The following is a 15440-nucleotide window of genomic DNA, read 5'->3' as shown; positions in this document are numbered from 1 at the left end:
CGTGATAGGTCTTCTCGAACACAGGAATCTCCTTCGGGGATTTTGGCTTGCTTATAGCATCCGATCCCACGAAGTTAAGCCCCTATTCCCGTAATGTGGAATGAAGTTCTAACATGCGGTCATTATTGGCGCAGCAGAACGACATGCAGGAAACGCGGACCATGGGCGCCACGGACATAGGTGCCCTCTATGTCGGTAGTGCCCGAAACGCCCGTGATCCAGTAATGGGCGCGGGGCTGCGCGCCGGGCAGCGGGGCGTCCTCCAGATGGGCGGCAATATCCCGCACCGCCAGCAGCACGATATGGTGGAGCGCGAGGAAATTGGGCAGCATCGGGGCGAACGGCCCGGTTTCGAAGATCAGCGATCCGGTTTCGGCGATAGCCTTGCGCGCGATGGCGAGCGTCGCCGCTTCGTCGGGCGCGGCGCTGTCATGCAGGGCAAAGCCGCTCCAGTCGCACGCCATGAGGCGGGGGTCAGGCGGCAGGCAAAGAGCGGGCGCTTCGCCCTGCGCCGCCAGATAGCGGGCGATCGCGCCCGGCAGATCGGCGATGGCGTCGATGGCGTCATGGCTGGCATTGACGCTGGGCAAAGCGAGGCGGGCGAGGAATTCGGCCTCCAGCGCGTCCCTATCCACCGCCGGCCGTTCGGGGGCGATCAGCAGGGCGGCGGCCTCCGCCTCCCTATCGCCGGGCGCGGTGCTTTGGAGGCGGGACAGGATCGCGGCGCGGGCGTTCATTTGCGGCGCTCCTGCCGATATTGATCCATGAAGGTTCGCGCCGCGGGCCGGGGCATGGCGCGATGGCGGGTCCAGCCACCCGCGAGCGGGAGCCGGTCGATCCACCCCCGGCGGCCGAGCAGGCGCATCGCGCGCACGGCGATGCCGGTGCCCAGACGATAGAGGGCGGGGCGGCGGGCGACCCACGTCCAAAGGGCGAGGCCAAAGCGCATCGAGGTCGGCTCCAGCCCTTCGCGCCAGCTTTTTTCGCGCCATCCCTTGAGCAGGGTGGGGAGGGGAATGCGGACGGGACAGACTTCCTGGCACTTGCCGTTGAGGGTGCAGGCATGGACGAGGTCGCGATTGTCGGGCAGGCCGTCCATTGCGGGGGTGAGCACCGATCCCATCGGCCCCGGATAGGTGCCGCCATAGGCATGGCCGCCAATCTGGCGAAAGACGACGCAGTGGTTCATGCACGCGCCGCAGCGGATGCAGCGCAGCATTTCGGCCAGCCCTTCCTCCCGCATTTTCGTACGGCCATTGTCCACCAGGACGATATGCATCTCTTCCGGCCCGTCGCGGTCGCCGGGACGTTTGGGGCCGGTGTAGAAGGTCGTATATTGGGTGAGCGCGGCGCCGGTGGCCGAGCGTGCCAGCAGCCGCAGCATGTGGATGGCGTGGGGCATGGAGGGCACGATCTTTTCGATCCCCGCCGTCACGATATGGACGCGCGGCGGCACCAGCGACAGTTCGGCATTGCCTTCATTGGTGACGGTGCAGACCGCGCCGCTGTCCGCGATCAGGAAGTTCGCGCCCGATATGCCGACATCCGCGCCCAGCATCCGCGCGCGCAGTTCGCGCCGGGCGCTTTCCGCCATGGCGGCGATGGTTTCTTCTTCATGGGGAGTGCGGTGCTTCGCCTTGAACAGCGCCGATACCTGCTCGCGCGTCTTGTGCATGGCGGGCCAGATGATGTGCGAAGGTCGTTCGTCCGCCAACTGGATGATATGTTCGGCAAGGTCGGTTTCGACCCGCTCGATCCCGGCTTGCGCCAGCGCATGGGGCAGGCCGATTTCCTCGCCCAGCATCGATTTGGAGCGGGCGACGCTTTTGGCGCCCGCCGCCTTGCAGAGGGTGATGACGATGCGGCAGGCTTCGTCGGCGGTGCTGGCCCAATGGACGTGCGCGCCAGCCGCGACGGCGTTCGCCTCGAACAGTTCGAGATAGGCGCCGAGATGGGCAATCACATGATCCTTGATCGCGGCGGCGCGGGTCCGGGCGGCGTCGAAATTGGGGAAGGCGTCGACCGCGGCGCTGCGCTTCGCCTCGGCGGTGCCGGCGGTGCGTTCGACCGCGACCTTCAACAGGGGATCGGCCAGCGCGGCGTCGGTGCGATCGGTAAAGCGGCTCATGGCTCTTCCCCGATGGCGGGGCCATCGCCCATGCCGGCGATCAGTTCGATGGCGTGATAGGCGCGGACTCTGGAGCCGTTGCGATGAAGCTTGCCCGCCATGTTCATGAGGCAGCCCAGATCGCCGGCCAGCAGCAGGTCGGCGCCGCTGGCGTCGATGGCGTCCGCCTTTTCCCCGACGATGGCGTTCGAGATGGCGGGATATTTGACGCAGAAAGTGCCGCCAAAACCGCAGCATGTTTCCTCGCCCGCGAGCGGGACGAGGGCAAGGCCGTCGATATTCCCGAGCAGGCGGCGCGGCTGCGCCTTGATGCCCAGTTCGCGAAGCCCCGAGCAACTGTCATGATAGGCGGCGCTGGCGTCGAGGCTGACGCCTTGCGGTTTCCAGCCCAGCACGTCGTCGAGATAGGCCATGACCTCGAAGGTTTTGGCGGCGACCGCCTGGGCGCGCGGGCGCCATGCCGCGTCCTGTTCGAAGATTTCGGGATAATGGCAGCGGATCGTGCCCGCGCAGGAGCCGGAAGGGACGACGATCGCGTCATAGGGTTCGAGCGCTTCGATCGTCTGCCGGGCGAGCGCGGCCGCATGGTCGCGGTCGCCGCTGTTGAGCGCGGGCTGGCCGCAACAGGTCTGGCCCTGCGGCACGATGACGTCGCAGCCCGCCGCCTCCAGCGCGCGGATGGCGGCAAAGCCGATGCGCGGGCGCATGACATCGACCAGGCACGTGACGAAGAGGGCGACTTTGCGGGTCATGAGAGGTGGCGCTTCGCGAAGGAGAGAAAGAGGTCGGGCCAGTGGGCCGGCGCTGCGGGTTCGGGGACGAGGCCAAAGCCATGGCCGCCATTTTCGAACAAATGGCATTCCACCGCAATGCCCTTCGCCCGCAGCGCCGCCAGCATGGCCAGGCTGTTTTCCGGGGGCACGGCCCGGTCGTCCAGCGCATGGGCCAGGAACACGGGCGGCGTGTCCGCGCCGACCTGCCGGTCGAGCGAATAGGCGCGCATCTGGTCGGGCGAGGGATCGGCGCCCAGCAACTGGGCGCGCGACCCGGCATGGACGAACGGCCCCTCCATCTGGATCACCGGATAGAGATAGGCGGCGAGCGCGGCGCGGACCGGCTGGCGATCGACGGCGTCCATGGGCGGGTAGCTTTCCACCGGCGCGCGGCTGGTCAGCCAGGCTGCGAGGTGGCCGCCGGCGGAAAAGCCCATGACGGCGATGCGGTCGGCGTCGAACTGGTCCTGTTGCGCCCGCGCGTGAACCTGCCGCAGCGCGCGCTGCGCGTCCTGCAAGGGCGCTTGTGGTCCCGCCCCCCAGCCGTCGCCCGGCAAGCGATAGAGCAGGATGAAACAGATATAGCCTGCCTGCGCGAAGCGACGGGCGATGGCATAGCCTTCATGGCCGATCGCGACACGGCTGTAGCCGCCGCCGGGGATCAGCAGCATCGCCGCGCCATTGGGCCGCGCGCCGACGGCTTCGGGCCGCAGCATGGTGAGGGTGGGGGTGACGATATGGGCGAAGACGCCGTCGTCCGGGCCGCTGTCGGGGCGGCGGAGCGTTTCGACTTCCTGCACCGTCACGCCCGCGCTTCCCGGCGCCTTGCCGGGCCAGATCGGGAAGCGGGTGAAGCCGGAGGGCAAGGGGAAGCTCTGCGCCATCGCGGCCGGGGCGAGCGCGGCGCTGACGGCCATGCCGGCCATGATCGTGCGGCGGTCGAACATCGAAACGGGCATGGTCATTGGCACGCCGCGCGTCCGAGTGGCGTGGCGCGGGTGAGGGCCTGGCGCTGCCCGAGCACCTTGGCGGAGATGGGGAGGTTCAACGCCTTGAGCGCGCCCGCCACCAGATTGGCAACCTGCCGCGCGCCCAGTTCGCTGAAATGAGTGTCGTCGTCGATCCCCCGCGGGAAAGCCGGCGCATTGTCCTGTGGCTTGTAGTGGAGATAATAGGCCTTTGACGCTTCCGGTCCCGCGCGGTCCACCCAGGCGCGCGAAAGCGCCTCAAGGTCGATCAGCGGCGCGTGCGTGCTGGCGGCCAGGTCGCGGACCACGGCGCTATAGGCGGCGAAGTCCGCCTGCGCCTTGCCATCCGCGCCGAAGCTGCGGCGGGCGACGGGCGTCAGCAGCACGGGGATGCCGCCCGCCGTGCGCACATCCCAGATGAAGCGCAGCAGATTGTCGCGATAATCGGTGCGCGCGGGCGCCCAGCGTTGAAGCTTGTTGCGGCTGGCGTCATTATGGCCGAACTGGATCAGCACCGTATCGCCGGGCAGCATGTCGGTCAACAGATCCTCCCACCGCCCTTCGGACAGGAAGGTGCGGGTGGAGCGGCCGCCCATGGCGTGGTTGATGACCCGGACGTCCGGAGCGAGGCCGCATTGCAGCATCTGGCCCCAGCCGGTCTGCGGATAGCGATCGCCCTTGTAGGTCGATGCGGTGGAATCGCCCGCGATCAGGATCGTGTCGCCGGGATGCGTCGCATGGGCGGGAAGCGGCGCGAGCAGGGCGGCAAGGGCGGCGGCGATTTTCGGGGCGATCCGCATGGGGGCGATTTCCTTTTTCCTGCGTCCGTCATCCCTGCCTGCGCGGGGATGACGGGCGCAGGGTTGGGTTGTTATTGCAGGTTCACATACATGCCGCCATCGACCAGCAGCGCCGCGCCCGTCACATAGGCGGCCATGTCGGAGGCGAGGAAGACGATGGGGCCGGCCAGATCCTCCGGCGCCCCAAGGCGGCCGAGCGGGGTGCGGGCCTCCATATATTCGCGCTTTTCTGCGTCGGCGAGGTCATCCTTGTTGATCTCCGTCAGGATGGTGCCGGGCAGCACGCTGTTGCAGCGGATGCCATGTTTGCCCAGTGCGATGGCGGTCGATTGCATCAGCGAATGCACGCCCGCCTTGGTCGGGGTGTAATGGGTCTGATATTCGCCGCCGACCAGCGCGGAGATGGAGGAGACGGCGACGATCGACCCGCCATGCCCTTGTTTCACCATCTGCTGCGCGGCGGCCTGCACCATGAAATAGGCGCCGTGCAGGTTCACCTTGAACGTGCGTTCCACCACGTCGACCGGCATGTCGAGGAAGGCGTGAAAGGGGCAGATGCCCGCATTGCTGACCATCACGTCGACCTTGCCGAAGGCGTCCACGGCCCTGGCGACGAAATCCTGTGCGGTCTGGGGATCGGCGACGTCGCCCTTCACCGCGATGGCGCGCTGGCCGATCGCCTCGATCTCCGCCACGCAGCTGGCGGCGGGACCGTCGCTATGGGCATAGTTGATGGCGACGTCGGCGCCATGCCGGGCAGCGCCGATGGCGGCGGCGCGGCCGATGCCGGTCGATGCGCCGGTGACGAGGACGGTCTTGCCTTCGAGCAACTTCATGGGAGCTTCCTTGCGATTAGCGCCGCACGGGGCGGCGGGGAGATTTGGCGCCGGGGGTCCAGCCCAGATCGGCGCTGATCCTGTGCCCGGTGTCGCGGACCTGCGCGCTCAGGGCGTCCATGCGTTCGTCGTCCATATATTGGGCGGCGCTCGACAGGCTGATCGCGGCGACGATCGCGCCCGAGGCATCGCGGATGGGCGCGGCGACGCAGCGTATCTGATCCTCATTTTCCTCCAGGTCGAAGGCCCGGCCCGCCGCCGCATAGGCGCGCATCCGCTCCAGCCATATGTCATAGGCGATGGGATGGGTGCCGGTGGCCTGATCGGCGTCGAACAGGCGGCGCCAGTGCGCTTCGGGATCGTCGAGCAGCAGCGCCTTGCCAAGGCCGGTCGATGTCAGCGGATGGCGGTCGCCGATGCGGCTGGAGATTTCGACGCGGCGGCGGCCCGGTATCTTGTCGAGATAGAGCGCCTGTTCGCCGTCGAGCCGCCCCAGATGCACCACATCCTCGCTGGCGGCGGCCAGCGCCTCCAGATGCGGCCGGGCGATCTGCACCACGTCGGCCTGGCTCTGCGCAAGGAAGCCGAGTTGCAGCAGCTTGGGGCCAAGCTGATAGCCCTCACGCGGCAGGAAGGTCAGGAAGCCGCGCTCCACCAACGCATTGGCGAGGCGGTGCGTGGTCGATCGTGTCAGGCCCATGCGTTCCGACAGGTCGGCGAGCTTGATCGGCCCGTCAATCACCTGGTCCAGCAGGTCCAGCCCCCGTTGCAGGGTTTGCGACCCCGACGCCTTGGGCGATTCGACCTCGGCCATTTCCTTTCGATCCCCTGATTCTGGATTTGACCTATTCTGTCTCATCTAATAATACTCTATCCCACAAAATGAGAAATACAAGGGTGAAGGAGGGGCTGACATGATTCTTCTCGATCGCGCCAACCCTCCGGCATCGCCCAGCAAAATGCGAATTTGATCATATAGTGAAACTGATTGCCGCTGTTTCCCATAAATTGGACCAGCGGACAGGCTCAAGGAGTGAGTGCGTGCCGATCGTGACCTTGCCGAAGATCAAACATGTCCGGGCTTTCACCGTGCGCGGGGGCGGCGCCGACTATCATGACCAGGGCGAAGGCCATTGGATCGACGATCATATCGCCACGCCCATGTCGCGCTATCCCGAATATCGCCAGTCGCGCCAAAGCTTCGGCATCAACGTGCTGGGCACGCTGGTGGTGGAGATCGAGGCGGAGGACGGCACGGTCGGTTTCGCCGTCACCACTGGCGGCGAACCGGCCGCCTATATCGTGGAAAAGCATCTGGCCCGCTTCCTGGAAGGGCGCGCGCCCACGGATTACGAGAAAATCTGGGACCAGATGTATTTTTCGACCCAATATTATGGGCGCAAGGGGCTGGTGGTGAACGCGATTTCCGGCGTCGACCTGGCGCTGTGGGATTTGCTGGGCAAGCTGCGGCAGGAGCCGGTCTATCATCTGCTGGGTGGCGCGGTGCGCGACGAACTGCAATTTTACGCCACTGGCGCGCGACCCGACAAGGCGAAGGAATTCGGCTTCATCGGCGGCAAGATGCCGTTGCACCACGGCCCGGCCGAGGGGATCGAAGGCCTGAAAAAGAATATCGCCGAACTGGCCGACATGCGGGCCAGGGTCGGCGACGATTTCTGGCTGATGTGGGATTGCTGGATGGCGCTGGACGTCGATTATGCGACGCGCCTGGCCATCGCGGCGCACGAGCATGGCCTCAAATGGATCGAGGAAGCGATCAGCCCCGACGATTATTGGGGCTATCAGCAGCTCAAGCGCAACGTGCCCAAGGGCATGTTGGTGACGACCGGCGAGCATGAGGCGACCCGCTGGGGCTTCCGCATGTTGATGGAGATGGACTGTTGCGACATCATCCAGCCCGATGTCGGCTGGTGCGGCGGCGTCACTGAACTTTTGAAGATCAGCGCGCTGGCCGACGCCCATGGCAAGATGGTCGTGCCGCACGGATCATCGGTCTATTCCTATCATTTCGTCATCACCCGCCACAATTCGCCCTTTGCCGAGTTCCTGATGATGCATCCGGGGCCGACCGAGGTGGTCCCGATGTTCCACCCGCAACTGATCGGCGAGCCGGTGCCCGAAAATGGCCGGCTGAAGGTCGGCGCGCTCGATGCGCCGGGCTTTGGCGTCGAACTGAACCGCGATATCGCGATGCACCGTCCCTACACCCATTGATCCTTCCAGAAGAGAGACTGATCCCATGAAATTCTGCCGTTTCGGCCAACGTGGCCAGGAAAAGCCCGGTGTCATCGACAGCGAAGGCCAGATCCGCGACCTGTCGGGCGTGGTGTCCGAACTGACGATCGAAACCCTCGCCGTCGCCAAGGGCGCGGACGTGGCTTCGCTGCCCGTCGTGGAGGGCGATCCGCGCTATGGCGTGCCGGTCAAGGGCATCGGCAAGATCGTCGCGATCGGTCTCAACTATGAGGATCATGCGATTGAATCGAACCTGCCGATCCCGACCGAACCGATGATGTTCATGAAGGCGGTTTCGTCACTGAACGGTCCCAATGACGACGTGATGCTGCCCAAGGGCGCGACTCATGGCGACTGGGAAGTCGAACTGGGCGTGGTGATCGGCGAAACCTGCCGCTTCGTGAGCGAAGAGGATGCGCTGTCCAGGGTGGCCGGCTATGTGCTGGTCAATGACGTGTCGGAACGTTTCAACCAGAAGCAGCGCGGCACCCAATGGTCCAAGGGCAAGGGGCATGACACATTCTGCCCGGTCGGCCCCTGGCTGGTGACGCCGGACGAGGTTGGCGACTGCCAGGATCTCGACATGTATCTGGACGTCAACGGGCAGCGGATGCAGACCGGCAACACGAAGACGATGATCTTCAACGTCGCCCAGCTGATTTCCTATGTCAGCGAATATATCACGCTCTATCCCGGCGACCTGATGATCACCGGCACGCCGCCGGGGGTGGGCGAGGGCAAAAAGCCCGACGCCATCTATCTGAAGGCCGGCGACGTCATGGAGCTGGGCATCGCGAAGCTGGGCACCCAGAAGCAGGATGTCGTGGAATGGCGCCATCTGGGTGACGAGGTGCTGGGATGAGCGTGTTTGCGGGACGCTTCTATGGGAAAACCGCGATCATAACCGGTGGCGCTTCGGGCCTTGGTCGGGCCGTTGCCAAGCGCATCGTTGCGGAAGGTGGGGAGGTATGCCTGTGGGACCTCAACGCTGAAAAGCTGGCAGAAGCCAAGGTGGAGGTAGCGGCGACACATACGGTTGCACTCGACATTTCCGATCAGGCGGGCGTCGAAAAGGCCGCCGAGGAAAGCTTCCACGCGCTTGGTGTCCGCATCGATGTGCTGGTCTGTTCGGCGGGTATCACCGGGGCTACGGCGCCGGTACATGAATATCCGCTCGATAGCTGGCGGCAGGTAATCGACATCAACCTCAACGGCCTGTTCTACTGCAACCGTGCTATCGTCCCCTTCATGCTGGAAAATGGCTATGGCCGCATCGTCAACCTGGCGTCGGTCGCGGGCAAGGAAGGCAATCCCAACGCCAGCGCCTATTCGGCGAGCAAGGCGGGCGTGATCGGACTCACCAAGTCGCTGGGCAAGGAACTGGCGGGCAAGGGCATCATCGCCAATGCGCTGACGCCGGCCACCTTCGAAAGTCCGATCCTGGCCCAGCTGCCGCAGAGTCAGGTCGATTATATGCGTTCGAAGATTCCCATGGGGCGCCTCGGCGAAATCAGCGAATCGGCCGCGATGGTCTGCTTCATGGCGAGCGAGGAATGCAGCTTCACCACCGCGTCGACATTCGACACGTCGGGCGGCCGCACCACTTTCTGAACGCAAGTCGCGCGGCGCGACTGGCCGATCAAGAGCCGGCGCGCCGCTTTCTCCACGGGAGAGGACCATGATCCCCTTCGTCGATGCCCATATCCATCTGTGGGATTTGCAGCATATCCGTTATGACTGGCTCAGCCCGCCCTTTTCCGACGAGGGGCCGAACGGCAGCGTCGCGGCGATCGCGCGGGACTATGGCGTGGCGGACTATCGCGCGGACCTGGCGCGCTGGAATGTTATGGGCGCGGTCCATGTGGATGCCGGCGCGGCGGCGGAGAGCGCGGTGCGCGAGACGCAGTGGCTGGACGGGCTGGCCGCGATCGAGGGGTTGCCCACCGGCTTGGTCGCCTTTGCCGCGCTCAACGATCCCGATGTCGATGCGCTGCTGGCGGCGCAGGCCGCCCATAAGCGGGTCAAGGGCATTCGCCAGATCGTCAACTGGCATCCCGATGCGTTGCGCACCTATACGCCCGCCGACCTGACCGTCGATCCGGCATGGCAGGCGGGATATGGCTTGCTGGCGAAACATGGCCTGTCCTTCGACCTGCAATGCTATCCGGGGCAGATGCCGGGGCTGGCGCCGCTGATCGCGCGGCACCCCGACATTGCGGTCATCATCAATCATATGGGGATGCCGGTGCTGACCGACGCGGACGGTCTGGAGGATTGGCGCAAGGGCATGAAGGCGCTCAGCCGACTGCCCCATGTCGCGGTCAAGCTGTCGGGCATGGGCTTCATCCGCCGCGACTGGAGCCGCGAGACTGTCGCGCCTCTGATCCTTGAAACGATCGACCTGTTCGGGGTCGAACGCTGCGCCTTCGCGAGCGACACGCCGACCGACAAGCTGTTCGCACCCGTAGACCGCTACATGGAAGCCTATCACGCCATCGTCGCGGATTTTTCTGAAGCCGACCGCCGCGCCTTGTTCGCCGGCAATGCCAACCGCCTCTATCGCCTGGGACTGACCCTATGATCCCCAATCCGCTGCTCGGCGTGCTGTTTCACTGGCTGGGCGGCTTTGCCTCAGCGAGCTTCTATGTCCCCTATCGCGGCGTCAAACGCTGGAACTGGGAGATTTTCTGGCTGACCGGCGGCATTTTTTCCTGGGTGATCGCGCCCTGGTTCTTCGCGTCGATCCAGACCGAAGATCTGATGGGGGTGATGGCGCAGGTGCCGTCGTCCGTCGTCGGCTGGTGCGTTTTCTTCGGCTTCCTCTGGGGCTTTGGCGGCCTGACCTATGGCCTCACCATGCGCTATCTCGGCCTGTCGCTGGGCATGGCGGTGGTGCTGGGGCTGTGCACTGTGTTCGGCACCCTGATCCCGCCGATTTTCGACGGCAGCTTCATGACGGAGATCGCCGGCACGGCGCACGGGCAGATCGTCCTGCTGGGGCTGGCCGTGACCGTGGCGGGGATCATCGTCGTAGCCCGCGCGGGGGCGAAGAAGGATGAGGCGCTCAGCCCCGAACAGAAGGCGGCCGCCGTGGCCGAATTCGATTTCAGGAAGGGCATCGCCGTCGCCATCTTCTCCGGCATCATGTCGAGCTGCTTCGCCTTCGGGCTGGCGGCGGGCGAGCCGGTCAAGGCGATTTCCGCCGCCGCCGGCACCGGCCCCTTGTGGACCGGCCTGCCCACGCTCTGCCTCGTCATGTTCGGCGGCCTCATCACCAATGCGCTCTGGTGCGGCTGGCTGATCGTCAGGAACCGGTCGGCGGGGCAATGGCTGGGCGGCGCGGATGCGAGCGGTGAGCGGCCCAGGCTGCTGCCCAATTTCCTGCTCTGCGCGCTCGCCGGCACGGCCTGGTATTTCCAGTTCTTCTTCTACACCATGGGCGAAAGCCAGATGGGCCGCTTCGGCTTTTCGAGCTGGACGCTGCACATGGCGTCGATCATCATCTTCGGCACCTGCTGGGGCTTTGCCTTCCGCGAGTGGAAGGACGCCGCGCCCGCCGTGCGGCGCATGGTGTGGAGCGGGGTCGGCCTGCTGATCTTCGCCACGCTCATCATCGGCTATGGCAATAGGCTGGCCGCCTGATGCTGGGGGCGGACCTGATCTGGCCGTTGCGCGATGCGGCGGAGGGCGCCTTCACGCTGGCGGATGCGGCGGCGGCGCCCGAAGCGGCGGTCGTGACCGCCGTGGAGCGGCCGGTGCTGCTGGGCTATGCGCCCGATCGTCCCAATGGCCGGGCCATGCTGGTGCTGGGCGGGGGCGGCTATACCGCGTTAATGGCGGGGCGCGAGGGTGTGCAGGTGGCGCGCTGGCTGACCGCGCTGGGCTATCATGCCTACGTCCTCCTTCATCGCTTTCCCCATGCGGGGACCGGCCCGTCCGCGCCCCTCGACGACGCGATGGAAGCGATGCGGATGATCCGCGCGTCCGGCCTGGCGGCGCACGGGCTGGGGGTGGTCGGCCTGTCGTCGGGCGGGCATCTGGCCGCCTGCCTGATCGCGGACTATCCGGCGCAATGGGGGTCGATGGCGCCGCAACGGCCCGATATACTGGTGGTCGGCTATGCGCCCATTTCCACCAATGCCGCGGGGCGAACGATCATCCCCGACAAGCCCCCGCTGCCGCCGTTGGAAAAGCAGGCGCTGTACGACGCGCTCCAGCCGGACGCGCAGCTTTTGCCCGATCCGCCGCCGGCCTTCATCATCTATGCCGGCAATGACCCGGTCGTGCCGGTGGAAAATGGCCATCGCCTGCATGATGCGCTGGTCGCTGCGGGCGGCAGCGCGGAGCTTCATGTCTTCGCCGACGCGCCGCATGGTTTCGCGCTGGATACGCCGGGCCTGCCGGTGTCGTTGTGGCCCCGCCTGTGCGAGGCCTGGCTGCGGCAACAGGATTTTCTCTGACGTGAAGTCGCTCAGTGCCGTGCGGGCACCGCGTCGGACTGGCGGCGGATGAGCTGATAGTCGAGCTTCACCTTGCCGATGACCCCCGCCGCGCCTTCGTCCAGATTGCGGAACCGCATCGCCAGCAGGCCGATCGCCTCCCGGCTCATGTCGCGGATCGGTTGGCGGATGGTGGTAAGCGCGGGCCAGATCGCGCTGGCCAGCGGCGTGTCGTCAAAGCCGCAGATGCTGATTTCGCCGGGCACGTTGATCCTGCGCTGATGGGCGACGGTGATCGCGGCGGCGGCCATGTCGTCATTGCAGGCGAAAATGGCGCTGGGCGGGGTGTCGAGGCTGAGTAATTGATCCGCCGCGTCGAGGCCCGAGCGGTAGGAAAAATCGCCCGGCGTGATCCATCGTTCGTCCAGTTCGATGCCGCGGTCGGCCAGGCAGTCGCGAAACCCCTGCAACCGCCGGGCGCTGGCGCGGTGGCGGGGATTACCCTGGATGAAGCCGATCCGTTGGTGGCCAAGATCGATCAGATGGCGGGTCAGATCATAGGCGGCGTGCCGGTCGTCGGTCCCGACCGACAAAATGTCGGGGCTGTCCTGGTCCGGGGCGATCGCCACCATGGCGATGTCGCGGGCATGCAGCTTTTCCAGCAATTCGGGCCAGTCGCACAGCGGCGGCGGCAGGATGACGCCCGCGACATGCGCCTGCGCGACCTGATCGACGATTTCCTGGGCGAAGGCGCCGGGGGCGCATTGTTCGACCACCAGATGCAGGTGGCGTAGCGGCGCTTCAGAGAGGGCGCCGAGCAGCAATTCGCCCAGATAAGCCGATGTGGTGCTGTTGCTGTGCAGCAGCGCCACGCGCCGGTCGGCGCTGCCGGCGAGCGCGCGGGCCGACGCATTGGGGATGTAGCCCAGGTCGGCCACCGCCTGCTCCACCGCGCGCTGGGCCTTGGCGCTGACCAGCGCCCTGCCGTTGACGGCGCGCGATGCGGTCATCACCGATACGCCGGCGCGGGCTGCGACTTCCTTGATCGTGGGCGGCTTCTTGTCGACTTTGTGCATGATGCCCGACTTTAGCCGCTTTCTGCGCCAAGGAAAGCCGGGACGATCGGCGGGTCAGCCGGACAGGGACGCGCGCGCCGCGATCATTGGAACAGGGTGAGGTCGACAGCGTCGGCCATGACGCGGAAGCCCGCGTCATTGGGGTGCAAGGCGTCACCTGCATCATAGGCTTTTGCCATGCGCGCGGGATCGGCCGGGTCGGCGATCGCCTGGGCCAGATCGACGAAACCGTCCGCTTCGCCATTGTCGCGAATCCAGTCGTTCACGGCCATGCGCGTGGCCTCGCCCGCTGCGCTCCAATAGCCTGCGCCCTTATAGGGCAGGATGGTGGCGAGGATGACCTTCACCCCCCGGTCATGGGCGCGGGCGATCATCTGGCGATAGGCGCCGATGATCGTTTCGGGCGGCAGCATCGGTTGTTGCGCGCGCGCGGCGGCGCCCAGGTCGTTGACGCCTTCCAGGATCACGACATGGCTGACCCCCGGCACGGCCAGCACATCGCTGTCGAAGCGGGCGAGGGCGTTATAACCGTCGCCTTCCGACAAGAGGCGGTTGGCGCTGATGCCGGCATTGGCGACGCCGGTCCGCGTCAGGCCGGCCTGTTGCAGCCGTTCAGCCAGCAGATCGGGCCAGCGGCGATTGCTGTCGGGCGTGGCGCGCACGCCGTCGGTGATGGAATCGCCCAGCATGACGATGGTGCGGGCAGGCTTTTCATTCTCCACCTCGACGGCGGCAATGATGACGCGCGGGCCGAGCGTGGTCGAATCGGACAGGCGGGTGGCCGCCGTCTGGTCGCCCGGCGCGGTCCAGCCGGTGGCGGCGGAATAGCTGTGGATGGTGGCGTCGGGCGCGCCCTGGGGCAAATGGATGCTGATGGCGATGCGCGCGAGCGGCTTCACCGACATGGCGACCGGATCGCTGAGCAGCGGGGCGCGGGCGGGGATGGTCGCGCCCTGCGCGCGGTTGAAGGTGACGACATGGTCGGTGCCGGGCAGCGTCTCTCCATTCTCCCCGGCCAGCGCCACATGAACGGCGCCCAGCAGCAGCGGCCGGATCGACATTTCGTTGGACAGGCGCAGGCGGAGGCGCGTGCCCCCGCTGCTGATGCGCACCACTTGCCGGAGCGTGCGGTCGGTGAGGTCGGGGCGCTTGTCGGGCGGGGTTCGCGACACGAGCGGAGCGGCCATCCAGCTGCGCGACCAGCTTTGCGCCTGCACCGGCGTCGTCGCGAGCGCGAGCAGCAGCGCCGCGCCCAGGATTTTGTACCGCATCCTTGTCTCCCTCTATTGGCCGGCGGCGCCCGCCACCGGATTATTGCCCCACAGCCGGTCATAGCGCCAGCCCGACAGATCCTCGACGATCGCGCCCGCTTCCGGCGTCGTGGGCGTGCGCCCACCCGCGCGCAGATGCTCGATCTCGCGCATCAATATGTCGTGGGTCAGGGGGCTGAGGCGAAAGCGGGTCGAGACGAAGATGCCGAAGCACAGACAGGCCACCGTGCCGACGCCCAGCAGCAGCGCGATGGTGGCGATCGCGCCGTCGCTTTGCACCTGCGCGCCCGATACGAAGCCGCCCGCCTGCATGACGAAGCCCACGCCCGCGACCGCAGCCGCCTGCGTCGCTTTGCGCACGAAGGTCATGACGCCGGCGAAACTGCCCTCGCGCCGCTGGCCGGTTACGATCTCGTCCACGTCGGCCATATAATTGTAGGTCGCCCAAGGGATATAGTTGAGCGCGCCGCGTCCCAGCCCGGCCAGCGCGATCGGCAGCCAGATCATGGCGCTGCCCGCCGACAGGCCCGTGGCCCAGAGGCCGACCAGTGTCAGAGCGCCCGCCGCGAAGGCGGCCGCCGCTATCTGATAGGCGGCGCTGGGCGATGCGCGCAGCGCCAGGTTGATGGCGATGATAACGGCCAAGAACTGGACGATATACATGGTGCCGAGCAGCCCCGATGCGATGGCGGTGGACCCGGCGAGCGCGAAAATCACGAAGAAGGTGAAGGCGGCATTGAAAATATCCTGGCTGATATAGCCGCCCAGATACATGCCCAGATGCAGGCGGAAGGCGCGGATGCGCATGGTGGAAAACAGGTTGCGGTAGAGCGCCTTCAAAGCCTGTCCCGGCCCACCCGCGCCGCGCGCACCGGCCTGCGCCGCCGCTGCGC

16 protein-coding genes are annotated in these 15440 nt (G+C 66.3%); 6 read left to right on the top strand and 10 right to left on the bottom strand.

Annotated features, from left to right (window positions below):
* Window positions 1–122: 122 nt before the first annotated feature.
* The 7 genes from C100_RS26425 to C100_RS26395 form a co-directional block, all read right to left on the bottom strand.
* Entirely contained in the window at window positions 123–737 is a 615-nt protein-coding gene (locus tag C100_RS26425) for a LutC/YkgG family protein (protein ID WP_024018020.1), read from the bottom strand.
* Window positions 734–2128, bottom strand: coding sequence for a lactate utilization protein B (locus C100_RS26420; RefSeq protein ID WP_024018019.1), 1395 nt, complete (start codon window positions 2126–2128; stop codon window positions 734–736). Before C100_RS26420 ends, C100_RS26425 begins: the two co-directional genes overlap by 4 nt.
* Window positions 2125–2880 carry a (Fe-S)-binding protein gene (locus C100_RS26415; protein ID WP_024018018.1) on the bottom strand — a complete coding sequence of 252 codons (756 nt, stop codon included), beginning with the start codon at window positions 2878–2880 and terminating at the stop codon, window positions 2125–2127. The genes C100_RS26420 and C100_RS26415 overlap by 4 nt, the downstream gene beginning before the upstream one ends.
* On the bottom strand, window positions 2877–3860 hold the full coding sequence (locus C100_RS26410; protein WP_024018017.1) for an alpha/beta hydrolase: 984 nt from the start codon (window positions 3858–3860) through the stop codon (window positions 2877–2879). The genes C100_RS26415 and C100_RS26410 overlap by 4 nt, the downstream gene beginning before the upstream one ends.
* A gap of 2 nt (window positions 3861–3862) precedes the next feature.
* The gene (locus tag C100_RS26405; RefSeq protein ID WP_024018016.1) at window positions 3863–4669 is read right to left on the bottom strand and encodes a rhamnogalacturonan acetylesterase; all 807 of its coding nucleotides are present in this window, start codon (window positions 4667–4669) and stop codon (window positions 3863–3865) included.
* Window positions 4670–4740: 71 nt separating this feature from the next.
* Window positions 4741–5505: an SDR family NAD(P)-dependent oxidoreductase gene (locus C100_RS26400; protein ID WP_024018015.1), complete on the bottom strand. Its 765-nt coding sequence runs from the start codon at window positions 5503–5505 to the stop codon at window positions 4741–4743.
* Between the two features lie 16 nt (window positions 5506–5521).
* On the bottom strand, window positions 5522–6364 hold the full coding sequence (locus C100_RS26395; RefSeq protein WP_031308518.1) for an IclR family transcriptional regulator: 843 nt from the start codon (window positions 6362–6364) through the stop codon (window positions 5522–5524).
* 191 nt (window positions 6365–6555) lie between these two features.
* Between C100_RS26395 and rhmD the strand changes: the two genes are divergently transcribed.
* From rhmD to C100_RS26365, 6 genes are all read left to right on the top strand, one after another.
* Window positions 6556–7740, top strand: coding sequence for an L-rhamnonate dehydratase (gene rhmD, locus C100_RS26390; protein WP_031308516.1), 1185 nt, complete (start codon window positions 6556–6558; stop codon window positions 7738–7740).
* A gap of 25 nt (window positions 7741–7765) precedes the next feature.
* Window positions 7766–8623, top strand: coding sequence for a fumarylacetoacetate hydrolase family protein (locus C100_RS26385; RefSeq protein WP_024018012.1), 858 nt, complete (start codon window positions 7766–7768; stop codon window positions 8621–8623).
* Window positions 8620–9372 carry an SDR family NAD(P)-dependent oxidoreductase gene (locus C100_RS26380; RefSeq protein WP_024018011.1) on the top strand — a complete coding sequence of 251 codons (753 nt, stop codon included), beginning with the start codon at window positions 8620–8622 and terminating at the stop codon, window positions 9370–9372. The genes C100_RS26385 and C100_RS26380 overlap by 4 nt, the downstream gene beginning before the upstream one ends.
* Before the next feature lie 67 nt (window positions 9373–9439).
* Complete coding sequence (locus C100_RS26375; protein WP_024018010.1) at window positions 9440–10342, top strand: amidohydrolase family protein; 903 nt, start codon at window positions 9440–9442, stop codon at window positions 10340–10342.
* Window positions 10339–11403, top strand: coding sequence for an L-rhamnose/proton symporter RhaT (rhaT, locus tag C100_RS26370; protein WP_024018009.1), 1065 nt, complete (start codon window positions 10339–10341; stop codon window positions 11401–11403). Before C100_RS26375 ends, rhaT begins: the two co-directional genes overlap by 4 nt.
* Window positions 11403–12221, top strand: a complete 819-nt coding sequence (locus C100_RS26365) for an alpha/beta hydrolase (RefSeq protein WP_024018008.1) — start codon at window positions 11403–11405, stop codon at window positions 12219–12221. The genes rhaT and C100_RS26365 overlap by 1 nt, the downstream gene beginning before the upstream one ends.
* Window positions 12222–12232: 11 nt before the next feature.
* On the opposite strand, the gene C100_RS26360 is transcribed toward C100_RS26365, so the two are convergent.
* The 3 genes from C100_RS26360 to C100_RS26350 form a co-directional block, all read right to left on the bottom strand.
* On the bottom strand, window positions 12233–13276 hold the full coding sequence (locus C100_RS26360; protein WP_024018007.1) for a LacI family DNA-binding transcriptional regulator: 1044 nt from the start codon (window positions 13274–13276) through the stop codon (window positions 12233–12235).
* Between the two features lie 83 nt (window positions 13277–13359).
* Window positions 13360–14547 carry an SGNH/GDSL hydrolase family protein gene (locus tag C100_RS26355; protein WP_024018006.1) on the bottom strand — a complete coding sequence of 396 codons (1188 nt, stop codon included), beginning with the start codon at window positions 14545–14547 and terminating at the stop codon, window positions 13360–13362.
* 12 nt (window positions 14548–14559) lie between these two features.
* The coding region (locus tag C100_RS26350; protein ID WP_024018005.1) for an MFS transporter at window positions 14560–15440 on the bottom strand (881 nt) is incomplete at its 5' end.

Origin of the sequence: Sphingobium sp. C100 (genome assembly GCF_000508185.1) — a bacterium.
Lineage (GTDB): Bacteria > Pseudomonadota > Alphaproteobacteria > Sphingomonadales > Sphingomonadaceae > Sphingobium.
This window is presented reverse-complemented; position numbering and strand designations above follow the sequence as displayed.